The following is a 19,046-nucleotide window of genomic DNA, read 5'->3' on the forward strand; positions in this document are numbered from 1 at the left end:
TACCAGATTAACAATTTAAGTCAGACACTAAACCCGCTTATGCGGGTTTTTTTATATTTTTGAAAGAAGCTTTTGTTTATTACCATTTTAAACTCCAATAGATTTGATCATTTATTGAACATATTGATAGGTCTTTTATGAGATAGAGAGCAGTGTTTTCACTGTTTCAATTTGATAAAAACTTAGCTAGCTCCTTTATTTATTGAGCTAACTGTGATACAATGGAACATGAAAATAAAATGAAAAAAGAGGTATGTGAAATGTCACGTAAACCATTTATCGCTGGTAACTGGAAAATGAACAAAAATCCAGAAGAAGCAAAAGCATTCGTTGAAGCCGTTGCATCAAAGCTTCCTTCATCAGACCTTGTTGAAGCAGGTATCGCAGCTCCTGCGGTTGATTTGACAACTGTTCTTGCTGCTGCTAAAGGTTCAAACCTTAAAGTTGCTGCTCAAAACTGCTACTTTGAAAATGCAGGTGCTTTCACTGGTGAAACTAGCCCACAAGTTTTGAAAGAAATCGGTACTGACTACGTTGTTATCGGTCACTCAGAGCGTCGTGACTACTTCCATGAAACTGACGAAGATATCAATAAAAAAGCAAAAGCAATCTTTGCAAACGGTATGCTTCCAATCATCTGTTGTGGTGAGTCGCTTGAAACTTACGAAGCTGGTAAAGCTGCTGAATTCGTAGGTGCTCAAGTATCTGCTGCTCTTGCCGGATTGACAGCTGAACAAGTTGCTACATCAGTTATCGCTTACGAGCCAATCTGGGCTATCGGTACTGGTAAATCAGCTTCACAAGACGATGCACAAAAAATGTGTAAAGTCGTTCGTGACGTTGTAGCAGCTGACTTTGGTCAAGAAGTTGCGGACAAAGTTCGTGTTCAATACGGTGGATCTGTTAAACCTGAAAACGTTGCTTCATACATGGCTTGCCCAGATGTTGACGGTGCCCTTGTTGGTGGTGCGTCACTTGAAGCTGAAAGCTTCTTGGCATTGCTTGACTTTGTTAAATAATGATTAGATATAAGCTTGTTGCCTTCCAGCAACAAGCTTTTTTTGTTAGAAATTGATTTAAGAAGAATACGAGAAGGGGAAGTAAAGGTCATTTCCCATTATTTAGTATTTTTGGTATAATAGGTCTATGATTCAAATAGTTTTTACGCTTAGCAGTCATTTACTATTTATTTTTTTGTCTCATCAGTTATTATCTAGCCTTGTTAACTGGGAGAGGCTCTTGAAAGTAAATGCTGATAATGCTTTAAAAATTCGCTTACTCATTCTATTCTTGAGTATTGCGCTTGGTTATCTGGTTAGTCTCTTTTTCCTAAGTATTTATCAAGTGAGTTTTGATATTTTGAATGGAAATGTAAAATAAGAGAAACTAGAAACAATGAATGAGTAAGGGAGTATATATGGATAAAATTATTATTCAAGGTGGAAATAATCGCTTAGTTGGAACAGTACAAATCGAGGGTGCAAAGAATGCGGTCTTGCCTCTTTTGGCTGCAACAGTTTTGGCAAGTAAAGGAAAAACGATTTTAACAAATGTCCCTGTCCTTTCAGACGTCTTTACCATGAACAATGTTGTTCGCGGTTTAAATACTACTGTAGACTTCAATCAGGATGAACATGAGATTGTGGTTGATGCTAGTCAAGATATTACAGAAGAAGCACCCTATAAGTATGTCAGCAAGATGAGGGCATCTATTGTTGTCCTAGGGCCTATCTTAGCGCGTAATGGACATGCTAAAGTATCAATGCCAGGTGGCTGTACGATTGGTAGTCGTCCAATTGATTTGCATCTGAAAGGCCTTGAAGCAATGGGGGCTGAGATTACTCAGACAGCCGGCTATATTGAAGCAAAAGCAGATAAGTTACATGGAGCACATATTTATATGGATTTTCCAAGTGTAGGTGCGACTCAGAATATTATGATGGCTGCGACACTGGCTGAAGGGACAACTGTTATTGAAAATGCTGCTCGGGAACCAGAGATTGTTGATCTAGCTGTCTTGCTCAATAAAATGGGTGCTAAGATCCGTGGTGCAGGGACTGAGACCTTAACCATTCTTGGAGTCAAAGAATTAACAGGAACCAAACATAGTGTCGTTCAGGATCGAATTGAAGCGGGAACATTTATGGTTGCTGCTGCTATGACAGGCGGTGATGTTCTGATTCAGGATGCGATTTGGGAACACAATCGTCCTTTGCTAGCTAAGCTACAGGAAATGGGTGTATCAGTAACTGAAGAAGAAGAGGGAATCCGGATTCAATCAGATTTATCTCGCTTAAAAGCCGTTAGTGTTAAAACCCTGCCTCACCCTGGTTTTCCAACGGATATGCAGGCTCAGTTTACTGCTTTGATGACGGTAGTCCGTGGTGAATCAACCATGATTGAAACAGTTTTTGAAAATCGCTTCCAACATTTAGAAGAGATGCGTCGTATGGGCTTGCACTCTGAAATTATGCGGGATACAGCAAGAATTGTTGGAGGGCAGAAGCTTCAAGGAGCAGAAGTCATGTCTACTGACTTAAGGGCTAGTGCGGCCTTAATTTTGACTGGCCTTATCGCTAGTGGAGAAACCAAGGTTAGCAAATTAGAGCATTTAGATCGTGGTTACTATCTTTTCCATGAGAAATTGGCTGCTCTAGGAGCCAACATCAAGCGTGTGAAGGAAGATGACGATGAATGATGAGTTAAAATATGTAGCGAAACAAGTTGGGATTGTTCTCTTAGTGATTTTATTGGGGCTCCTTGTCTTTGCTATTGGTTTAGTTATTGGTTATGGTGTGATTGGTGGTGGCGATAATCCTTGGTCCATCTTATCACCTGATAAATGGCAGAGTATTATTAATAAATTCACAGGTAAATAAGGAGTATAGGGCAGTTTGTCCGCTCCTATTTTTATGAGGAAAAAATGAAGAAGAAACAAGAAGAGAAACTCTTTCAAAGTATAGTCGGACTGATTCTGGCACTTGTTCTGATAGCTGGTGCTAGTTACTTCTCAAACCATCAGAATCAGGATAAGATAAAGTCTAATTCACAGGTTCAAAGAACAGGAAGAAGGGATATCTCAAGTCCCGAGCAAGCACTATCTCAGAGTGTGCTGACTGATTCTGTTCGCAAGCAATTAAAAGGCAACATAGAATGGAATCAGGCAGGTGCTTATATTATTAATGGCAACAAGACAGACCTGAATGCTGATATTGCCAGTCAGCCTTATGCACAAAATCAGACAAAGTCAGTTCAGGGACAGTTAGTACCAATAATTGGGAATGCTCTGCTTTCTAAACAGACTAGACAATACAAAAATCGAGAAGAAACCGGAAACGGAACGACAAGTTGGGTTCCCGCCGGCTGGCATCAAGTGAGAAATCTTAGTGGAGATTTTAATCATGCTGTTGACCGAGGGCATTTATTAGCTTATTCTTTAGTCGGAGGCTTAAAGAACTTCGATGCTTCTACAAGTAACCCAGAGAATATCGCTGTCCAAACAGCTTGGGCAAATCAGGCAAACAGTCCTTCATCTACTGGGCAAAATTTTTATGAAAGCTTGATTCGGAAGGCTTTGGATAAAAAGAAGCGAGTTCGTTATCGGGTAACCTTGATTTATGCTAATCCTGATGACCTGATAGCAGTAGGATCTCATTTGGAAGCAAAGTCTAGCGATGGAAGTCTTGAGTTTAATGTCTTCGTTCCGAATATTCAAACCGGGATTCGTATCAACTATAGAACTGGAGAAGTAACAGTAGAGTAGTCATGCAGTAAGACAGAAAAAGCACCAATTTTACCAGACCCTAATCTTTAGATTATTTCAATCTAACTTTTAGGGTCGATAAATCTGGTGCTTTTTTATTTACTTTCTAAAATTAGAAGAGAGGAAGAAATGTATAAGCTATCTACTTTGATATGAATTAAAAGTGTTTCTCAATATAGTTCCTTGATTAGATTAAAGTTTTTTAAGAAAGATAGTTAACTAGTTGTTTCTAAATGCCAGTATTGAACTAACCATTTTATAAAGGAATCATACCTTGATTGAAGAGCTTCATGATGTCCATAAGGGTCAAAGATGGAGCACGTGGAAAGGATTTCTTTCTGAATCAAGCGATGAATTTCTTCAGCATAGAAAGGAGCCTTGGAAAGTCGGTTCGAGTGATTCGCACCTTCTGTCTTTCCATTCTGCAAATAGACTAGACAGTTCCTGTTTTTCAAGTCCTGTGTCCGGCAATAGTCGGTAAAACCTGGGTACCAAAAGGAACCGCAGATAGAAAAAATACAAGGAATCTTGCAGTCGCTATAGAGACTGTAAACAGCCGCTAGTCCACCGAGAGAGTAGCCACCATAGGCAATTCTCTTCTCATCCAGTAGGTAGTGCCGTCTGATTTCTGTAAGTATACCGGTAAAAAGCTTTTGGTGATAGCTATCTGCTCTGCCGCCAAAATCGGGATTGCTAGGCTTTAGAGCATTGGCTTTCCAGGGTGTATAATCGTCCAGCCTGTTGTTTGATATCAGTCCGATTAAGATTACCGATGAAGAAAGGCTGCTCAGGTAGTTTATCTGGCCATCATTTAGAAAGATTGCTGGATAAGGTTTCGATTCGTCATAATCTTGGGGCAGGGCAATATTGACAGTGATCCCATCCCAGACAAAGGTCTTATTTATTGACAAAGTCATTGATTTTCTCGAGTGAGTCGATTACAGCAGGACCGTAATCCATGAACTCATCATAGGAGATGGTCATGATTTTCTGATTTTTGATCGCTGGGACATCTTCCAGAACTGGATTGGCTTTCATTAGATCAACTGCTTGCTCATCCATGGACTTGTTGCGATCGCTGGTTACGTAGATGATGACTTCTGGATCCATAGAGACCAGGTTTTCCAAGGTCAAGTCAGAGGTTCCGGTCGCTACATTGGTATAGCCGAGCTGGTTAAGCAGGCTCTCCTGCAGGGCAGATTTATAGGCACCGAAAGTCTCATCGTTGTAGGCACACATAATGAGTGCTTTTTTCTTTTCGCCTTGACTAGCCTTATTAGCTTTCTTGACAGTGTCAATTCTTTTTTGTAGCTGGTCAGCATACTGATTGGCCTTGTCTTGGACATTAAAGATGGTTCCTATATTCTTGACATCTTCAACGATATTGCCTAGGTCTTGCTTGGTATTAGATAGGGAAGCCTTCTGTGTGTAGACAGGGATTTTGTTTTCATTCCAGGCGCTGACTGTTCCCAGAGACTTCTCAGAAAACATCATGTTTCGGCCAAGAAGAGCGTCTGGTTCATAGGATAGCACGGTTTCCTGTGATACGGTTTTCTTGTCGCCAACTTGCGGAATGGTGGCAATATCAGCCTTGTATTTATCTGTGACATCATTGTCTGGATTGAGCATACCAGCGATCTTGTCTTTCAATCCTAGTTCAATCAGGATTTCGGTTGTCGAAAGGTTGTTGGTGATGACCTTTTTTGGTGCCTTTTCAAAGACCTGATCAATCTCCTTGCCTTCGGCATCGTAAGTTTTGATTGTCACTGGATATTTTGTCTCTGCTGTGCTCTTTTTCGCGCTTTCTGTTTTGGAGGAAGATTGTGAAGTTGAGCTTTCTTTCGTGCTCTCCTTAGATGAAGAATTGCAGGCTGCCATTGTCAGTGCAGCAGTTGCGACGAGTAAGATACTGAGTGTTTTTTTCATATTTCCTTCCTTTCTTGGGCTTGGAGCTTGTATAGATAAAGCTGAGAGTAGGCTCTTATAGATACTGAATCATGGCCTGTTGATCCTTGCTCCAGATCACGTTGCTCTGAATGCCGTAAACGGCTTGCAGTGAATCATGGGTGATGGTCTCCTTTGGAGCGCCTTGGTATGCAATCTCACCTCCCTTCATGAGGTAAATATAGTCTGAATACCGACAAGCCAGTTGGATATCGTGTAAAACTGCTAAAACATTGATGTTCAGGTCTTTGACGATTCGTAGCATATCCAGCTGGTATTTGATATCCAAATGATTGGTCGGCTCGTCTAGGAGTAGTAAGCTTGGTTGCTGAGCTAGGGCTCTAGCCAACAAGACCCTTTGCTTTTCTCCTCCTGATAGGGAAGAGTAGGAGCGTTTGGCTTTATCAAGCATATCTACTTGAAGCAAAGATTGACGAACTAAGTCATAATCTTCTTCTTTCTCCCTCTGTAGAAAAGATAGGTGGGGAATTCGGCCCAGTAACACGATTTCCTCTACAGTGGTGTCAAATTGTAACTGGTTAAATTGACTTAGAACGGCCATACCTTTGGCGGTAGCTTTTAAACTCAAATTTTTTAATGGATTTCCGTTTAAAAAAATCCTACCACTGTCTGGTTTAATTTGACGATATATAGTCTTCAATAGGGTTGTTTTACCGCAGCCGTTGGGTCCAAGAATAGTGTGGAATTTTCTCCCTTCGACTTTTAGAGAAATGCCATTTAAAATTTTTTTCTGGCCAATTGAATAGTGAATATCTTCGCAAATTAGATCCATCTCAACTAAGCATCTCCTTTCGACTTTTAGCAACCATATAGATAAAAAAGGGAGCTCCTACTAAAGCGGTAAAAATACCAATCGGAAGCTCGGCATTTTTTATTAAAACACGAGCAAAAACATCTGCCCAAAGAACAAAGAGAGCTCCAAGCAAGCTGGCTATAGGTAAGATTTCTTTATAATTGCTTCCTATTAGGGTTCTTGCTAAATGAGGAGTGATCAATCCTACAAAACCAATAATCCCGCAAGACGCCACTAGCATAGCAGTGATAATCGCGACAATAGTGATATAAAGATACCAATAAAAGCGTAAGGGCACACCCAATGTTAAAGCAATTTCTTCCCCCATCGTCATGGCGTTAAAAATTCGATATTGAGACCAAAAGAACAAAAGGGAAAGACTGACAATGAAAGCAGGAAAAGTTAGATTCGACCAAGATGCTCCTGCCAGAGAACCCATAGTCCAGAATTTGATAGTCAAAGCGCTATCAGCATTGGCGCCAAGAGAAATGATAAAATTAGCAAAGGCGATAAAGAGGGCGTTAACTACTGTACCGGAAAGAATCAGACTGGATGTTGTCGACTTTCCTTGTATAGTCGCAATTAGCAAAACAGTAGCAGTTGCTAGAAGTGCTCCCGCAAAAGCAGCAACTCCAGTGAAGGCTTTAAGGCCTAAAATGATACTGAGTGTAGCTCCAAAAGTAGCTCCTGAAGAAATCCCCAGAATGTAAGGTTCAGCAATGGGGTTGTTGACAGTGGACTGCATCACACACCCGCAGATAGAAAGTCCAGCTCCTGCAATAATGGCAAGGAGTACTCTTGGGACTCGCATATTCCAAACGATTGCAATACTTGATTTGGAAAGGTATCTTATATTTGAGAACCAACCTAACTTACTGAACACAATCCGGTAGGTATCTAACAAATTGATTTTAACAGCTCCTAAAGAAACAGATAAGAACAACGAAAAAAGTAAAAATATAATGAGAAATAGTAAGAGAGTAAGATAGAGAAGATAGCCTCTACTTTTGACTTTCTTGACGGACATAGATGGCTCCTTAAAACGAAACTATATTAGAATGTTCTGACAATTTAATAAAATTATAACATTTTAAAAAAAGAAGGGCAAGGGAAGACATGATTTGATACGTTAATCATTTATTCATTTAAAAAATTTCACCAAATGGTTGTTGACTGTTTTTTAGGATTCTTATTTTTTAGAAAAAAAAACCAAACAATAGAGTTCAGGCTTGTAATTGCTGTTTCAAAGTGAGGACAACGAGAATCTAGAAAGTGCTAAAAAAATTCCATCTAATAGCGAATAGAAACAAAGAAAAGATAATCTTTCATTTGCAAGTAAAGTCCAGAGACAGAAGCCTAAAGTTTATGTCTTTGTTCCGACTATTCAAACTGGAATTCGTCTCAACTATAGAACTGGCGGAATACGGTAAACTAAGAAGATGTCAAACTAGCAAAAAAGCACCGCAATGGGCGCCTTTTGTTATTCTAATCAAAGTAGAGCAAGTCCTTGCTAGTTTCAGTGAAGAGTTCAAATCCGTTTTTAGTGACATAACCACAATCTTCGATGCGGACACCGACCTTGCCAGGAATGTAAATACCAGGTTCAACAGAGAAGCACATACCTTCTTCAATAACCATGTCATTACCTTCCATGATAGATGGAAATTCATGAACATCCATACCAATACCATGGCCAAGACGATGGTTGAAATATTCGCCATAGCCAGCTTTTTCGATAACTTGTCGAGCGGCCCGGTCTACCTCATGAGCTGTCACACCTGGTTTGATAAAGTCAAGTGCAGCTTGCTGAGCTTCTAATGTTAGATGGTAGATATCTTTTTTGAACTGGTCAGGTTGGCCAACAGCAACGGTCCGTGTCATATCGCTGGCGTAGCCATTAACCATACAGCCTAGGTCAAATAGTAGGAGGGCATTGTTTTCAATTTTGTTTGCTCCTGGGATACCATGAGGGTTGGCTGCATTATTTCCAGTTAAGACCATGGTTTCAAAGCTCATTTCATATCCTTCTTGCTTGATGGCAAAGTCAATCTGCGCAATGATATCAGTTTCAGTTTTATTCAAAGAAATATTGTCAAAACCAATGTTAACAGCCTTATCGGCATATTGGCCTGCTACAAGCATTTTTTGGATTTCATCAGCAGACTTAATGAGTCGCATCCGTTGAATAAATGGTGTAAGGTTTGTAAAGTCAGCCTGCTCAAAAACAGTTTTCAAACCGTGGTATTTAGTTAAAATTAAATTGTCAAATTCAACAGCCACAGTTTTAACCCCTTTGACTGGTAGGGAAGCCTTAATTTTGTTCCAAGGGTTTTCAGAATCTACATAACCTACTACAGGAAAAGAAACGGTGCTAGAAGCGCGCTCTACTTCTAAAGCAGGAACAAAGAGTAGAGGTTCTTGATCTGTGAAGGCAAAGAGAAACATTTGACGCTCATGAGGGTCGCTATAAAATCCGGTTAAGTAATGAATTGTAACTGGATCTGAAATGATTGCAGCGTCTTTTTTCTCGTTTTCAAGAAAATTACGAATTTGATTCAATTTTGTCATAATGAAACCTTCTTTCTATGCCTCTATTTTGGCAAAAAATGGCTAAAAAAGCAAGAGTTTTCAAATAAACTCATCAAAATGCTTGAAAGTGTTTCCAAGAAGTGATAAAATGTTCTTGGTAGGAATATGAAAACGTTATTTTCAAATTTAGGAAAGGAAACAATATGAACACAGACGATACAGTAACCATTTATGATGTCGCCCGTGAAGCAGGGGTTTCTATGGCGACAGTTAGTCGTGTAGTTAATGGAAACAAGAATGTAAAAGAAAACACTCGGAAAAAAGTTTTGGAAGTAATTGATCGCCTTGATTATCGTCCAAATGCAGTGGCTCGCGGTTTGGCTAGCAAGAAGACTACAACAGTTGGAGTCGTGATTCCAAGCATTACAAATAGTTATTTCTCAACACTGGCTAAGGGAATTGATGATATTGCTGAGATGTATAAATACAATATCGTCCTAGCAAATAGTGACGAGGATGATGATAAGGAAGTTTCAGTTGTAAATACTCTCTTTTCTAAGCAAGTAGATGGTATTATCTTTATGGGTTACCACCTTACAGAAAAGATTCGTTCAGAATTTTCTCGTTCACGCACGCCAGTTGTCTTGGCTGGAACTATTGATGTGGAGCACCAATTGCCAAGTGTTAATATAGATTATAAACAGGCTACGATTGACGCTATCACATTCCTTGCTAAGCGCAATAAAAAAATTGCTTTTGTATGCGGACCTTTAGTTGATGATATCAATGGAAAAGTACGCTTATCCGGTTATAAAACGGCTCTTAAGAGCAAAAAGCTGTCATACAGCGAAGGTCTTGTCTTTGAGTCTAAGTACAGCTATGATGATGGTTATAATTTAGCTGAACGAGTAATTGCTTCTAAAGCAACGGCTGCTTTTGTGACAGGTGATGAGCTGGCAGCTGGTCTTTTAAACGGACTAGCTGATCGCGGAGTAAAAATTCCAGAGGATTTTGAAATTATCACTAGCGATGATTCACAAATATCTCGCTATACACGTCCAAATTTGTCAACTATCAGCCAGCCTTTATATGATTTAGGTGCTATTAGTATGCGTATGCTGACTAAGATTATGCACAAAGAAGAGTTGGAAGAACGTGAAGTTGTTCTGTCTCATGGTATTTACGAACGTAACTCAACTAGAAAATAAAAGTTAAAGTCACCATTCGGTGGCTTTTTTGATATGCCGTTTAAGGCTACTTATTGGCAAGAAAAGCAATAGGATTGAGAAATCCATACCTGCTTTTGCCATTTAAAGTTTAATTTTTTTCTGCTTTCAGGTATAATAGTATTTATGAAAGTTTTATTGTATTTAGAAGGAAAATCAGTGCTAGAAAAATCTGGTATTGGTCGAGCTTTGCAACACCAAATGCATGCCTTGGACCTGGCTGGTATTCCGTATACGACAGATATTTTAGGTGATTATGATGTAGTCCATATTAATACTTATGGACCAAGAAGTTTGCTTCTCTTACATGCCGCCAAGAGACATGGGAAGAAGGTTATTATGCATGGCCATTCTACCAAGGAGGATTTTCAGAATTCTTTTATTGGGTCAAATTTATTTGCACCGTTATTTGGTAAATATCTGGCTCATATGTATCAAAAGGCTGACTTTGTTATTACACCGTCAGAGTATTCTAAAAAGCTTATTGCAGGCTACGGGGTAACGACACCGATTATTGCTGTTTCAAACGGTATAGATCTTGGAAAATACCAAGCAGATCCTAAAAAAGAAAAGGTTTTTAGAGAACATTTTCAGGTTAAGGAAGGTCAAAAGGTTGTTGTCTGCGCAGGTCTCTATTTTAAGAGAAAAGGAATAGAAGACTTTGTTGAAGTGGCTAGAAGGATGCCTGATGTTCGTTTTATCTGGCTAGGTTCGATCAATAAGTGGTTGATCCCTGCTTCGATTCGTAGATTAGTAGAAAAAGATCATCCTTCTAATGTGGAGTTTCCTGGCTATTTTAAGGGAGCAGTTTTTCAAGGAGCTATGTCAGGAAGTGATGCCTTCTTTTTCCCATCCTACGAAGAGACAGAAGGTATTGTGGTCTTGGAAGCCCTAGCTAGCAAGCAACATGTTGTCCTTCGAGATATTCCTGTGTATGAGGGATGGATTAGCGAAGAATCTGCTGAGCTTTGTCATAATGTTGATGAATTTGTTGAGTCACTTCAAAAAGTTTTAGACGGTCAAGTTGATAAACGTGAAGCTGGTTATCGAGTGGCTCAAAGCCGTTCAATTGATGATGTGGCCTATCAGCTAGTAGAAGCCTATCGAAAAGTATTGGAGATGTAATATGCGCGTTGGTCTTTTTACAGATACCTATTTTCCTCAGGTCTCGGGTGTAGCGACGAGTATTCGTACTTTGAAGACGGAACTTGAAAAGCAAGGACATACGGTTTTTATCTTTACGACAACTGATAAAGACGTGAATCGTTATGAGGATTGGCAGATTATTCGGATACCGAGTGTTCCCTTTTTTGCCTTTAAAGATCGTCGGGTTGCATACCGCGGTTTTTCTAAGGCTTTAGAGATTGCTCGCCAGTATCAGCTTGATATCATTCACACACAGACTGAATTTTCATTGGGATTGTTAGGAGTCTGGATTGCTAAGGAATTAAAGATTCCTGTCCTGCATACCTATCATACTCAATATGAAGATTACGTCCGCTATATTGCAAATGGAATGCTGATTCGGCCTAGTATGGTTAAGTATATCGTCCGTGGTTTTTTGAATGATATGGATGGTGTGATTTGTCCTAGTGAGATCGTCTATGATTTGTTAACACGCTACAAGGTTACAACTGAAAAGAGGGTCATTCCTACAGGGATTGATTTGGCTAAGTTTGAACGACCTGAAATCACCAAAGATCATATTGAAGATTTACGAAAGAAATTGGCAATCGATGACTCAGAAACTATGCTACTCAGTTTGTCTCGGGTTTCCTATGAGAAAAATATTCAAGCAGTTATTGCAGCTTTACCAGATGTCTTAAAAGAAAATGCTACTGTAAAATTGGTAGTAGCAGGAGACGGCCCTTATTTGTCGGACTTGAAGGAACAGGCTGAGAGTTTGGGTATTACTGATTCTATTATTTTCACGGGCATGATACCTCCAAATGAAACTGCCCTTTACTATAAGGCGGCTGATTTCTTTATCTCTGCATCAACTAGTGAGACGCAGGGACTAACATATTTGGAAAGTATTGCCAGTGGTACACCGATTATTGCCCACGGCAATCCTTATCTAGATAATGTTGTGACGGATAAAATGTTTGGGACACTTTATTATGAGGATAACGACCTATCTGGTGCTATTTTAGAAGCAGTTATGACAACACCAAAAATGGATGAAGAGAGATTGGCAGATAAACTCTATGAAATTTCAGCAGAAAATTTTGGGCGCCGTGTCTATGAATTCTATCTGGACTTAGGGATTTCTAAAGATTTTCAAAATGAAATTAGGCCGGATGAAACAAGAACAAGACGCTTTGCCAAATCAATGATAAAATTGCCTGGTAAAATTATCCTTCTTCCAGTAAATGGATCCACTCGGATGATCAAAGCTTCAAGAAAACAAATCAGAAAAATTCGCAAATACCTAGAATAAGTTTACTCTTTGAAAGGTGAAAAGGAGGTGAGGGGATGAGAGACAGAAAAAATGAATTTCTTTTCTTATTTCCCCTTGTCTTTTTCTATTTAGTGTTTGATATTTTGCTAATATATTTGCCACTTGATTCAATAGTAAGTAAAAGCCTTATGGTTGGAAATGTTCTTATATTTTCACCTCTGGTCACTCTTTTGGTGTCTTTGCTATATGCAGTATTTTATGGATTTTCATTGCGTTTTTCACTCTTGGTCGGCCTTCTATTTTTGTTGACAATTTTTATCTTTGGAGAATGGATTCCTCTCTATCACTTGGTTTATTTTCTTTCTTCACTGTCTGGTAATGGATTAGGGCATTTGTTTTATCATCTGAGAAAGAAAAATAACGAAGCTAGAAAAATGTAAAAGTTCTTGCAAATTTTTTCAATCGTGCTATAATGTTTCCTAGAGACATATCACCTGCAGGAAATCTTTTAGAGAGCGCGTGGAGCTGGAAATCGCGTAGAGGATGCAGTTGGGACTACTCTGTCATTTTTTATGCAAACATAAAACGGTGGCTACGTTAAAGCCAATCTGAGGTGTCCCTCTTTTTTGAGGAACATAAATGAAGGTGGAACCACGTTGCGACGTCCTTTTGAGGATGTCGTTTTTATTTTGTCAGAAGGAGGTAGAATGATGCTTTATTTGATTGGCGGATCGTCTTGTAGTGGGAAGTCAACAATTGCTTCACTTCTTGCTAGACAGTATCAGCTACTTCATATCAAACTGGATGATTTGGTAGACGAGATGATGAGTCAAGCAAGTGCAGACGCACAGCCGATTTGCCTTCTTAGACAGGACAGAAATCCGGAACAAAACTGGATGAGAAATCCAAAAGAGATGGCAGATGAAGAATGGCGCTTTTATGAAGAGATTTTTCATTATGTAAAATCTTACTTGATAAAAAATCAAAACAGACCTCTCTTGTTGGAGGGAGCAGGACTTTTGCCTCACTTGGTAAAGGAGCTTGAATGTCCAGCGTCTTCCTATCTATGCTTGACTCCAACAGCCGATTTTCAAAAAAAGCATTATAAACAGAGAGACTGGGTTCCTTATGTTTTAGAGGGAACAACCAATCCTGAGCAAGCTTTTGAAAACTGGATGCAACGAGACATTCTTTTTGCCCAAATGGTGCGTAAGGAAGCGATGAAATTAGGTTATTCTAGTCTCGTAACAGATGGTAGTCAATCAGAGAATCAGAATGCGGAAGAAGTTGCTCGGCTCTTAAAATTGTCCAACAAAAATAGAATAAATATTTAAGGAGAAAACCATGATTAAGATTACTTTCCCAGATGGCGCTGTTCGTGAATTCGAAGCTGGCGTTACTACTTTTGAAATTGCACAAAGCATCAGCAATTCCCTAGCTAAAAAAGCCTTGGCCGGTAAATTCAACGGCAAACTCATCGACACGACTCGTGCTATCACTGAAGATGGAAGCATCGAAATCGTGACACCTGATCACGAAGATGCCCTTCCAATCTTGCGCCACTCAGCGGCTCACTTGTTTGCTCAAGCAGCTCGTCGCCTTTTCCCAGACATTCACTTGGGAGTTGGTCCAGCTATCGAAGATGGTTTCTACTACGATACGGACAATCAAGCTGGTCAAATCTCAAACGAAGACCTTCCTCGTATCGAAGAAGAAATGAAGAAAATCGTCAAAGAAAACTTCCCATCAATTCGTGAAGAAGTTACTAAAGACGAGGCACGTGAAATCTTTAAGAACGACCCTTACAAGTTGGAATTGATTGAAGAACACTCAGAAGACGAAGGCGGTTTGACTATCTACCGTCAGGGTGAATACGTGGACCTTTGCCGTGGACCTCACGTCCCATCAACTGGTCGCATCCAAATCTTCCACCTGCTCCATGTAGCTGGTGCTTACTGGCGTGGAAATAGCGACAATGCTATGATGCAACGGATCTACGGTACTGCTTGGTTTGACAAGAAAGACTTGAAAAACTACCTTCAAATGCGTGAAGAGGCCAAAGAACGTGACCACCGTAAACTTGGTAAAGAGCTTGACCTCTTCATGATTTCACAAGAAGTTGGTCAAGGACTTCCATTCTGGTTGCCAAATGGTGCGACTATCCGTCGTGAATTGGAGCGCTACATTGTCGACAAGGAAATCGCTGCAGGCTACCAACATGTTTACACTCCACCACTTGCATCAGTAGAGCTTTATAAAACTTCTGGTCACTGGGATCACTACCGTGAAGATATGTTCCCAACTATGGACATGGGAGACGGTGAAGAGTTTGTCCTTCGTCCAATGAACTGCCCACACCACATCCAAGTCTTCAAACACCATGTTCATTCTTATCGTGAATTGCCAATCCGTATCGCTGAAATCGGTATGATGCACCGCTACGAGAAATCTGGTGCCCTCACTGGTCTTCAACGTGTGCGTGAAATGTCTCTCAACGACGGCCACCTCTTTGTCACTCCAGAACAAATCCAAGAAGAATTCCAACGTGCCCTTCAGTTGATTATCGATGTTTATGAAGACTTCAACCTGACTGAATACCGCTTCCGTCTCTCTCTTCGTGACCCTCAAGATACTCACAAGTACTTTGACAACGATGAGATGTGGGAAAATGCCCAAACCATGCTTCGTGCAGCCCTTGATGAAATGGGTGTTGACTACTTTGAAGCTGAAGGTGAAGCAGCCTTCTACGGTCCGAAACTCGATATCCAAGTTAAGACTGCCCTTGGAAAAGAAGAAACCCTTTCGACTATCCAGCTGGACTTCTTGCTTCCAGAACGCTTCGACCTCAAATACATTGGGGCTGACGGTGAAGAACACCGTCCAGTTATGATCCACCGTGGGGTTATTTCAACCATGGAACGCTTCACAGCCATCTTGATTGAAAACTACAAAGGTGCTTTCCCAACATGGCTTGCACCACATCAAGTAACTCTCATCCCCGTTTCTAACGAAAAACACGTAGACTACGCATGGGAAGTGGCGAAGAAACTCCGTGACCGTGGTGTCCGTGCTGATGTAGATGAGCGCAATGAAAAAATGCAGTTCAAGATCCGTGCATCACAAACTAGCAAAATTCCATACCAATTGATCGTTGGGGACAAGGAAATGGAAGACGGAACAGTCAATGTTCGTCGCTACGGCCAAAAAGAAACACATACAGTAGCAGTAGAAGAATTTGTTCAAAATATCCTAGCTGATATCGCCAACAAATCACGCGTTGAAAAATAATGATCAAGAACTCGCTTTGCGGGTTCTTTTTGAGTTCTGTTTCTTTTTTGGCTGTTAATTTTTAGATTTTTTTATAAGCTATTTTTTTACAGTATTGTCACGAATGTCTTTAAATTGTAAGATAAAGAAATAGTATTTTTAATTGGGGAAATTAGTCTATTTTAAGAAAGTTTGTTATAATAAAAGAGACAGAAAAAAAGGTGAAAGATATGAAGAAAATATTAGTTGTAGATGATGAAAAACCAATTTCAGATATTATAAAATTTAATATGGTAAAAGAGGGCTATGAAGTTGTTACGGCTTTTGATGGCCGTGAAGCTCTTGAGATGTTTGAAGCAGAAAATCCTGATATTTTGATTTTGGATTTGATGTTGCCAGAATTGGACGGGCTAGAAGTAGCACGCACCATTCGGAAGACCAGTAATGTTCCAATTATTGTCCTATCGGCCAAAGATAGTGAGTTTGATAAAGTTATCGGCCTCGAAATTGGAGCAGACGACTATGTGACCAAGCCTTTCTCTAACCGTGAGCTCCAAGCTCGTGTCAAGGCTATTTTGCGACGTTCAGAATTTGCTGTAGATACCCAAGAAAGTGAAAAGGGCTCGAATGAGTTGACAGTGGGCGAATTGCAAATTTTACCAGATGCTTTTGTTGCTAAGAAACATGGCGAGGAACTAGAATTAACCCATCGTGAGTTTGAATTACTCTACCATTTGGCCAGTCATGTTGGTCAAGTCATGACACGCGAACACCTGTTAGAGACAGTTTGGGGTTATGATTATTTTGGTGATGTACGCACTGTTGATGTGACGATTCGCCGCCTACGTGAAAAGATTGAAGATACGCCAAGCCGACCAGAGTATATTTTAACTCGTCGTGGCGTTGGCTACTATATGAGAAACAATGATTGAAAATATTAGACAATTTGTGTTTTCTGTAGATTTTGTTTTTGTTTTAATTGTTTTAGGTTTTATTTTGGTCGTTGCCCTTCTCTTTTTAGAGAATAGAAGAGATAATCGCCAACTTCGTCTGCTCAATCAAAAGATCAAAGATTTAATCGCAGGAGACTATTCCGAGGTTCTGGATATGCAGGGCAGTCCAGAAATTACGGATATGACCAATAGTATAAATGATTTGTCTGAGGTGACTAGATTAACACAAGAAAATCTGGAGCAAGAAACCAAACGTTTGACTAGTATTTTGTCCTACATGACGGATGGGGTTTTGGCAACCAACCGTAGGGGCCAGATTATCATGATTAATGATATGGCTTCTAAGCAACTAGGTGTTGATCCAGAGGAAGTCCAAAATACAAGTATTTTAGACTTGTTAGATATTGCGGATGAATATGATCTGCGGGATTTAATTACCAAGATGCCGGAGTTGACTATTGATTCTCAAGATGAAAATGGTGAATTTTTAAGTCTACGTGTTCGTTTTGCCTTGGTTCGTAGAGAATCTGGTTTTATCTCTGGTTTGGTAGCTGTTCTGCATGATACGACAGAACAGGAAAAAGAGGAACGGGAGCGTCGGCTTTTTGTATCAAACGTAAGTCATGAGCTCCGTACCCCTTTAACAAGTGTTAAGTCTTACTTAGAAGCTTTGGATGAAGGAGCTCTTTCTGAACCAGTTGCTCCCGAATTTGTTAAGGTCTCCCTTACGGAAACAAACCGAATGATGCGGATGGTTTCTGATTTGCTTAGCTTATCAAGGATTGATAATGATAGCAGCCATTTGGATGTGGAATTAACTAATTTTACAGCCTTTATCACTTTTATTTTGAATCGTTTTGATAAGATTAAAAGTCAGGATGAAACCAAAAAATACGAGATTGTGCGCGATTATCCAATCACACCTATATGGGTTGAAATTGATACTGATAAAATGACGCAGGTCATTGATAATATCATGAATAATGCTATCAAGTATTCTCCAGATGGTGGAAAGATTACCGTAGGAATGAAAACGACGGAAGATCAGCTGATTATTTCAATTTCTGATGAGGGATTGGGAATTCCTAAGAAAGACCTGCCTAAGATCTTTGACCGTTTTTATCGAGTGGATAAGGCTCGAAGCCGTGCGCAAGGTGGAACAGGCTTAGGACTTGCGATTGCAAAAGAAATCATCAAGCAGCACCATGGTTTTATCTGGGCCAAGAGTGAGTATGAAGTCGGATCGACTTTTACAATTGTCCTGCCGTATGATAAGGATGCTGTTTTGGATGATGGCTGGGAAAGTGAAGAAGTAGAAAGTAAAGATGACTAAGGAAGGTTTTAAGTATAGCATTTTAGCATCTGGATCCAGTGGTAATTGTTTTTATTTAGAAACAGACAAAAAGAAGATTTTGGTGGATGCAGGACTATCTGGTAAAAAAATCACTAGTCTTCTAAGTGAAATTAATCGTAAACCAGAAGATTTAGATGCTATTTTAGTAACTCATGAACATAAGGATCACATTCATGGTGTTGGGGTTTTAGCCCGAAAATATAACTTAGATATCTATGCTAACGAAGATACTTGGAAAGCTATGGATAGTGCCTTGGGAAAAATTGATATTAGCCAAAAGCATATTTTTGAAATGGGTAAGGTTATGACTTTTGGTGATATAGATATTGAAAGTTTTGGTGTTAGCCATGATGCGGCGGCACCACAATTTTATCGGTTTATGAAAGACGATAAAAGTTTTGTTATGCTGACGGATACGGGCTATGTGAGTGATCGTATGGCTGGAGTAGTTGAAAATGCTGATGGATACTTGATTGAGAGTAATCATGATGTAGAAATTTTGCGTAGTGGAGCTTACCCTTGGAGTCTTAAGCAACGTATTTTATCCGATAAAGGGCATTTATCTAATGAAGATGGTGCTGATACGATGATTCGAACCTTGGGGAACAGAACCAAAAAGATTTATCTAGGTCACTTAAGTAAGGAGAATAATATCAAGGAGCTGGCTCATATGACTATGGTTAATCAGCTGGTTCAAGCTGACTTGGCAGTCAATCATGATTTTCAAGTTTTGGATACTTCTCCTGATACGGCTACGCCTCTGACATCAATTTAGTCATGTTGAAAATGAAAAAT

The 19,046-nt window shown here is 39.8% G+C and carries 19 protein-coding genes; 14 read left to right on the forward strand and 5 right to left on the reverse strand.

Features of this window, described 5'->3' with window-relative positions; genetic code table 11:
• Window positions 1–260 precede the first annotated feature (260 nt).
• From tpiA to AWH02_RS07550, 5 genes are all read left to right on the forward strand, one after another.
• Complete coding sequence (gene tpiA / locus AWH02_RS07530) at window positions 261–1,019, forward strand: triose-phosphate isomerase (RefSeq protein WP_060554002.1); 759 nt, start codon at window positions 261–263, stop codon at window positions 1,017–1,019.
• A 127-nt stretch (window positions 1,020–1,146) separates the two neighbouring features.
• The gene (locus AWH02_RS07535; RefSeq protein ID WP_037622338.1) at window positions 1,147–1,380 is read left to right on the forward strand and encodes a DUF1146 family protein; all 234 of its coding nucleotides are present in this window, start codon (window positions 1,147–1,149) and stop codon (window positions 1,378–1,380) included.
• A 37-nt stretch (window positions 1,381–1,417) separates the two neighbouring features.
• The gene (murA, locus tag AWH02_RS07540; protein ID WP_012000226.1) at window positions 1,418–2,698 is read left to right on the forward strand and encodes a UDP-N-acetylglucosamine 1-carboxyvinyltransferase; all 1,281 of its coding nucleotides are present in this window, start codon (window positions 1,418–1,420) and stop codon (window positions 2,696–2,698) included.
• A complete protein-coding gene (locus tag AWH02_RS07545) occupies window positions 2,691–2,879 on the forward strand; it encodes a DNA-directed RNA polymerase subunit beta (RefSeq protein WP_020992673.1) in 189 nt (62 codons plus the stop codon). Before murA ends, AWH02_RS07545 begins: the two co-directional genes overlap by 8 nt.
• A 44-nt stretch (window positions 2,880–2,923) precedes the next feature.
• Window positions 2,924–3,763 carry a DNA/RNA non-specific endonuclease gene (locus tag AWH02_RS07550; RefSeq protein WP_060554001.1) on the forward strand — a complete coding sequence of 280 codons (840 nt, stop codon included), beginning with the start codon at window positions 2,924–2,926 and terminating at the stop codon, window positions 3,761–3,763.
• 215 nt (window positions 3,764–3,978) lie between these two features.
• Here AWH02_RS07550 and AWH02_RS07555 read toward each other — a convergent pair whose 3' ends face one another.
• The 5 genes from AWH02_RS07555 to AWH02_RS07575 form a co-directional block, all read right to left on the reverse strand.
• Complete coding sequence (locus AWH02_RS07555; RefSeq protein WP_060554000.1) at window positions 3,979–4,680, reverse strand: alpha/beta hydrolase-fold protein; 702 nt, start codon at window positions 4,678–4,680, stop codon at window positions 3,979–3,981.
• Window positions 4,661–5,689 (reverse strand): ABC transporter substrate-binding protein, encoded by a 1,029-nt coding sequence (locus AWH02_RS07560; RefSeq protein WP_060553999.1) that lies wholly within the window; start codon window positions 5,687–5,689, stop codon window positions 4,661–4,663. The genes AWH02_RS07555 and AWH02_RS07560 overlap by 20 nt, the downstream gene beginning before the upstream one ends.
• 55 nt (window positions 5,690–5,744) lie before the next feature.
• Entirely contained in the window at window positions 5,745–6,500 is a 756-nt protein-coding gene (locus AWH02_RS07565) for an ABC transporter ATP-binding protein (RefSeq protein WP_060553998.1), read from the reverse strand.
• Between the two features lies 1 nt (window position 6,501).
• Window positions 6,502–7,548 (reverse strand): FecCD family ABC transporter permease, encoded by a 1,047-nt coding sequence (locus AWH02_RS07570; protein ID WP_060553997.1) that lies wholly within the window; start codon window positions 7,546–7,548, stop codon window positions 6,502–6,504.
• 458 nt (window positions 7,549–8,006) lie between these two features.
• On the reverse strand, window positions 8,007–9,089 hold the full coding sequence (locus tag AWH02_RS07575; RefSeq protein WP_060553996.1) for a M24 family metallopeptidase: 1,083 nt from the start codon (window positions 9,087–9,089) through the stop codon (window positions 8,007–8,009).
• A gap of 164 nt (window positions 9,090–9,253) precedes the next feature.
• On the opposite strand from AWH02_RS07575, the gene ccpA reads away from it, so the two are divergent.
• The 9 genes from ccpA (at window position 9,254) to AWH02_RS07620 (ending at window position 19,026) form a co-directional block, all read left to right on the forward strand.
• Entirely contained in the window at window positions 9,254–10,258 is a 1,005-nt protein-coding gene (ccpA, locus tag AWH02_RS07580) for a catabolite control protein A (protein WP_048775076.1), read from the forward strand.
• A 144-nt stretch (window positions 10,259–10,402) separates the two neighbouring features.
• On the forward strand, window positions 10,403–11,401 hold the full coding sequence (locus AWH02_RS07585; protein WP_060954917.1) for an LTA glycolipid anchor biosynthesis glycosyltransferase, IagA/BgsA family: 999 nt from the start codon (window positions 10,403–10,405) through the stop codon (window positions 11,399–11,401).
• A 1-nt stretch (window position 11,402) separates the two neighbouring features.
• Window positions 11,403–12,716 carry a glycosyltransferase family 4 protein gene (locus tag AWH02_RS07590; protein WP_060553994.1) on the forward strand — a complete coding sequence of 438 codons (1,314 nt, stop codon included), beginning with the start codon at window positions 11,403–11,405 and terminating at the stop codon, window positions 12,714–12,716.
• A gap of 35 nt (window positions 12,717–12,751) precedes the next feature.
• Window positions 12,752–13,117, forward strand: a complete 366-nt coding sequence (locus AWH02_RS07595; RefSeq protein ID WP_060553993.1) for a hypothetical protein — start codon at window positions 12,752–12,754, stop codon at window positions 13,115–13,117.
• A gap of 267 nt (window positions 13,118–13,384) precedes the next feature.
• Window positions 13,385–14,011 carry an AAA family ATPase gene (locus AWH02_RS07600; protein ID WP_196755809.1) on the forward strand — a complete coding sequence of 209 codons (627 nt, stop codon included), beginning with the start codon at window positions 13,385–13,387 and terminating at the stop codon, window positions 14,009–14,011.
• A 10-nt stretch (window positions 14,012–14,021) separates the two neighbouring features.
• Window positions 14,022–15,965: a threonine--tRNA ligase gene (gene thrS / locus AWH02_RS07605; protein ID WP_060553992.1), complete on the forward strand. Its 1,944-nt coding sequence runs from the start codon at window positions 14,022–14,024 to the stop codon at window positions 15,963–15,965.
• A 209-nt stretch (window positions 15,966–16,174) separates the two neighbouring features.
• A complete protein-coding gene (yycF, locus tag AWH02_RS07610) occupies window positions 16,175–16,876 on the forward strand; it encodes a response regulator YycF (protein WP_008809004.1) in 702 nt (233 codons plus the stop codon).
• Window positions 16,869–18,230, forward strand: coding sequence for a cell wall metabolism sensor histidine kinase VicK (gene vicK, locus AWH02_RS07615; protein WP_053794800.1), 1,362 nt, complete (start codon window positions 16,869–16,871; stop codon window positions 18,228–18,230). The genes yycF and vicK overlap by 8 nt, the downstream gene beginning before the upstream one ends.
• Window positions 18,223–19,026, forward strand: coding sequence for an MBL fold metallo-hydrolase (locus tag AWH02_RS07620; RefSeq protein WP_060553991.1), 804 nt, complete (start codon window positions 18,223–18,225; stop codon window positions 19,024–19,026). The genes vicK and AWH02_RS07620 overlap by 8 nt, the downstream gene beginning before the upstream one ends.
• Window positions 19,027–19,046: the final 20 nt, after the last annotated feature.

This window comes from Streptococcus gordonii, assembly GCF_001553855.1.
Lineage (GTDB): Bacteria > Bacillota > Bacilli > Lactobacillales > Streptococcaceae > Streptococcus > Streptococcus gordonii.

Coding starts and splice junctions, on each gene's coding strand:
- AWH02_RS07560 (WP_060553999.1), bottom strand. CDS start 5,689: ATGAAAAAAACACTCAGTATCTTACTCGTCGCAACTGCTGCACTGACA.
- thrS (WP_060553992.1), top strand. CDS start 14,022: ATGATTAAGATTACTTTCCCAGATGGCGCTGTTCGTGAATTCGAAGCT.
- yycF (WP_008809004.1), top strand. CDS start 16,175: ATGAAGAAAATATTAGTTGTAGATGATGAAAAACCAATTTCAGATATT.
- AWH02_RS07555 (WP_060554000.1), bottom strand. CDS start 4,680: ATGACTTTGTCAATAAATAAGACCTTTGTCTGGGATGGGATCACTGTC.
- AWH02_RS07600 (WP_196755809.1), top strand. CDS start 13,385: ATGATGCTTTATTTGATTGGCGGATCGTCTTGTAGTGGGAAGTCAACA.
- AWH02_RS07590 (WP_060553994.1), top strand. CDS start 11,403: ATGCGCGTTGGTCTTTTTACAGATACCTATTTTCCTCAGGTCTCGGGT.
- AWH02_RS07535 (WP_037622338.1), top strand. CDS start 1,147: ATGATTCAAATAGTTTTTACGCTTAGCAGTCATTTACTATTTATTTTT.
- AWH02_RS07595 (WP_060553993.1), top strand. CDS start 12,752: ATGAGAGACAGAAAAAATGAATTTCTTTTCTTATTTCCCCTTGTCTTT.
- AWH02_RS07545 (WP_020992673.1), top strand. CDS start 2,691: ATGAATGATGAGTTAAAATATGTAGCGAAACAAGTTGGGATTGTTCTC.
- tpiA (WP_060554002.1), top strand. CDS start 261: ATGTCACGTAAACCATTTATCGCTGGTAACTGGAAAATGAACAAAAAT.
- AWH02_RS07620 (WP_060553991.1), top strand. CDS start 18,223: ATGACTAAGGAAGGTTTTAAGTATAGCATTTTAGCATCTGGATCCAGT.
- vicK (WP_053794800.1), top strand. CDS start 16,869: ATGATTGAAAATATTAGACAATTTGTGTTTTCTGTAGATTTTGTTTTT.
- AWH02_RS07565 (WP_060553998.1), bottom strand. CDS start 6,500: ATGGATCTAATTTGCGAAGATATTCACTATTCAATTGGCCAGAAAAAA.
- AWH02_RS07585 (WP_060954917.1), top strand. CDS start 10,403: ATGAAAGTTTTATTGTATTTAGAAGGAAAATCAGTGCTAGAAAAATCT.
- AWH02_RS07575 (WP_060553996.1), bottom strand. CDS start 9,089: ATGACAAAATTGAATCAAATTCGTAATTTTCTTGAAAACGAGAAAAAA.
- AWH02_RS07550 (WP_060554001.1), top strand. CDS start 2,924: ATGAAGAAGAAACAAGAAGAGAAACTCTTTCAAAGTATAGTCGGACTG.
- murA (WP_012000226.1), top strand. CDS start 1,418: ATGGATAAAATTATTATTCAAGGTGGAAATAATCGCTTAGTTGGAACA.
- ccpA (WP_048775076.1), top strand. CDS start 9,254: ATGAACACAGACGATACAGTAACCATTTATGATGTCGCCCGTGAAGCA.
- AWH02_RS07570 (WP_060553997.1), bottom strand. CDS start 7,548: ATGTCCGTCAAGAAAGTCAAAAGTAGAGGCTATCTTCTCTATCTTACT.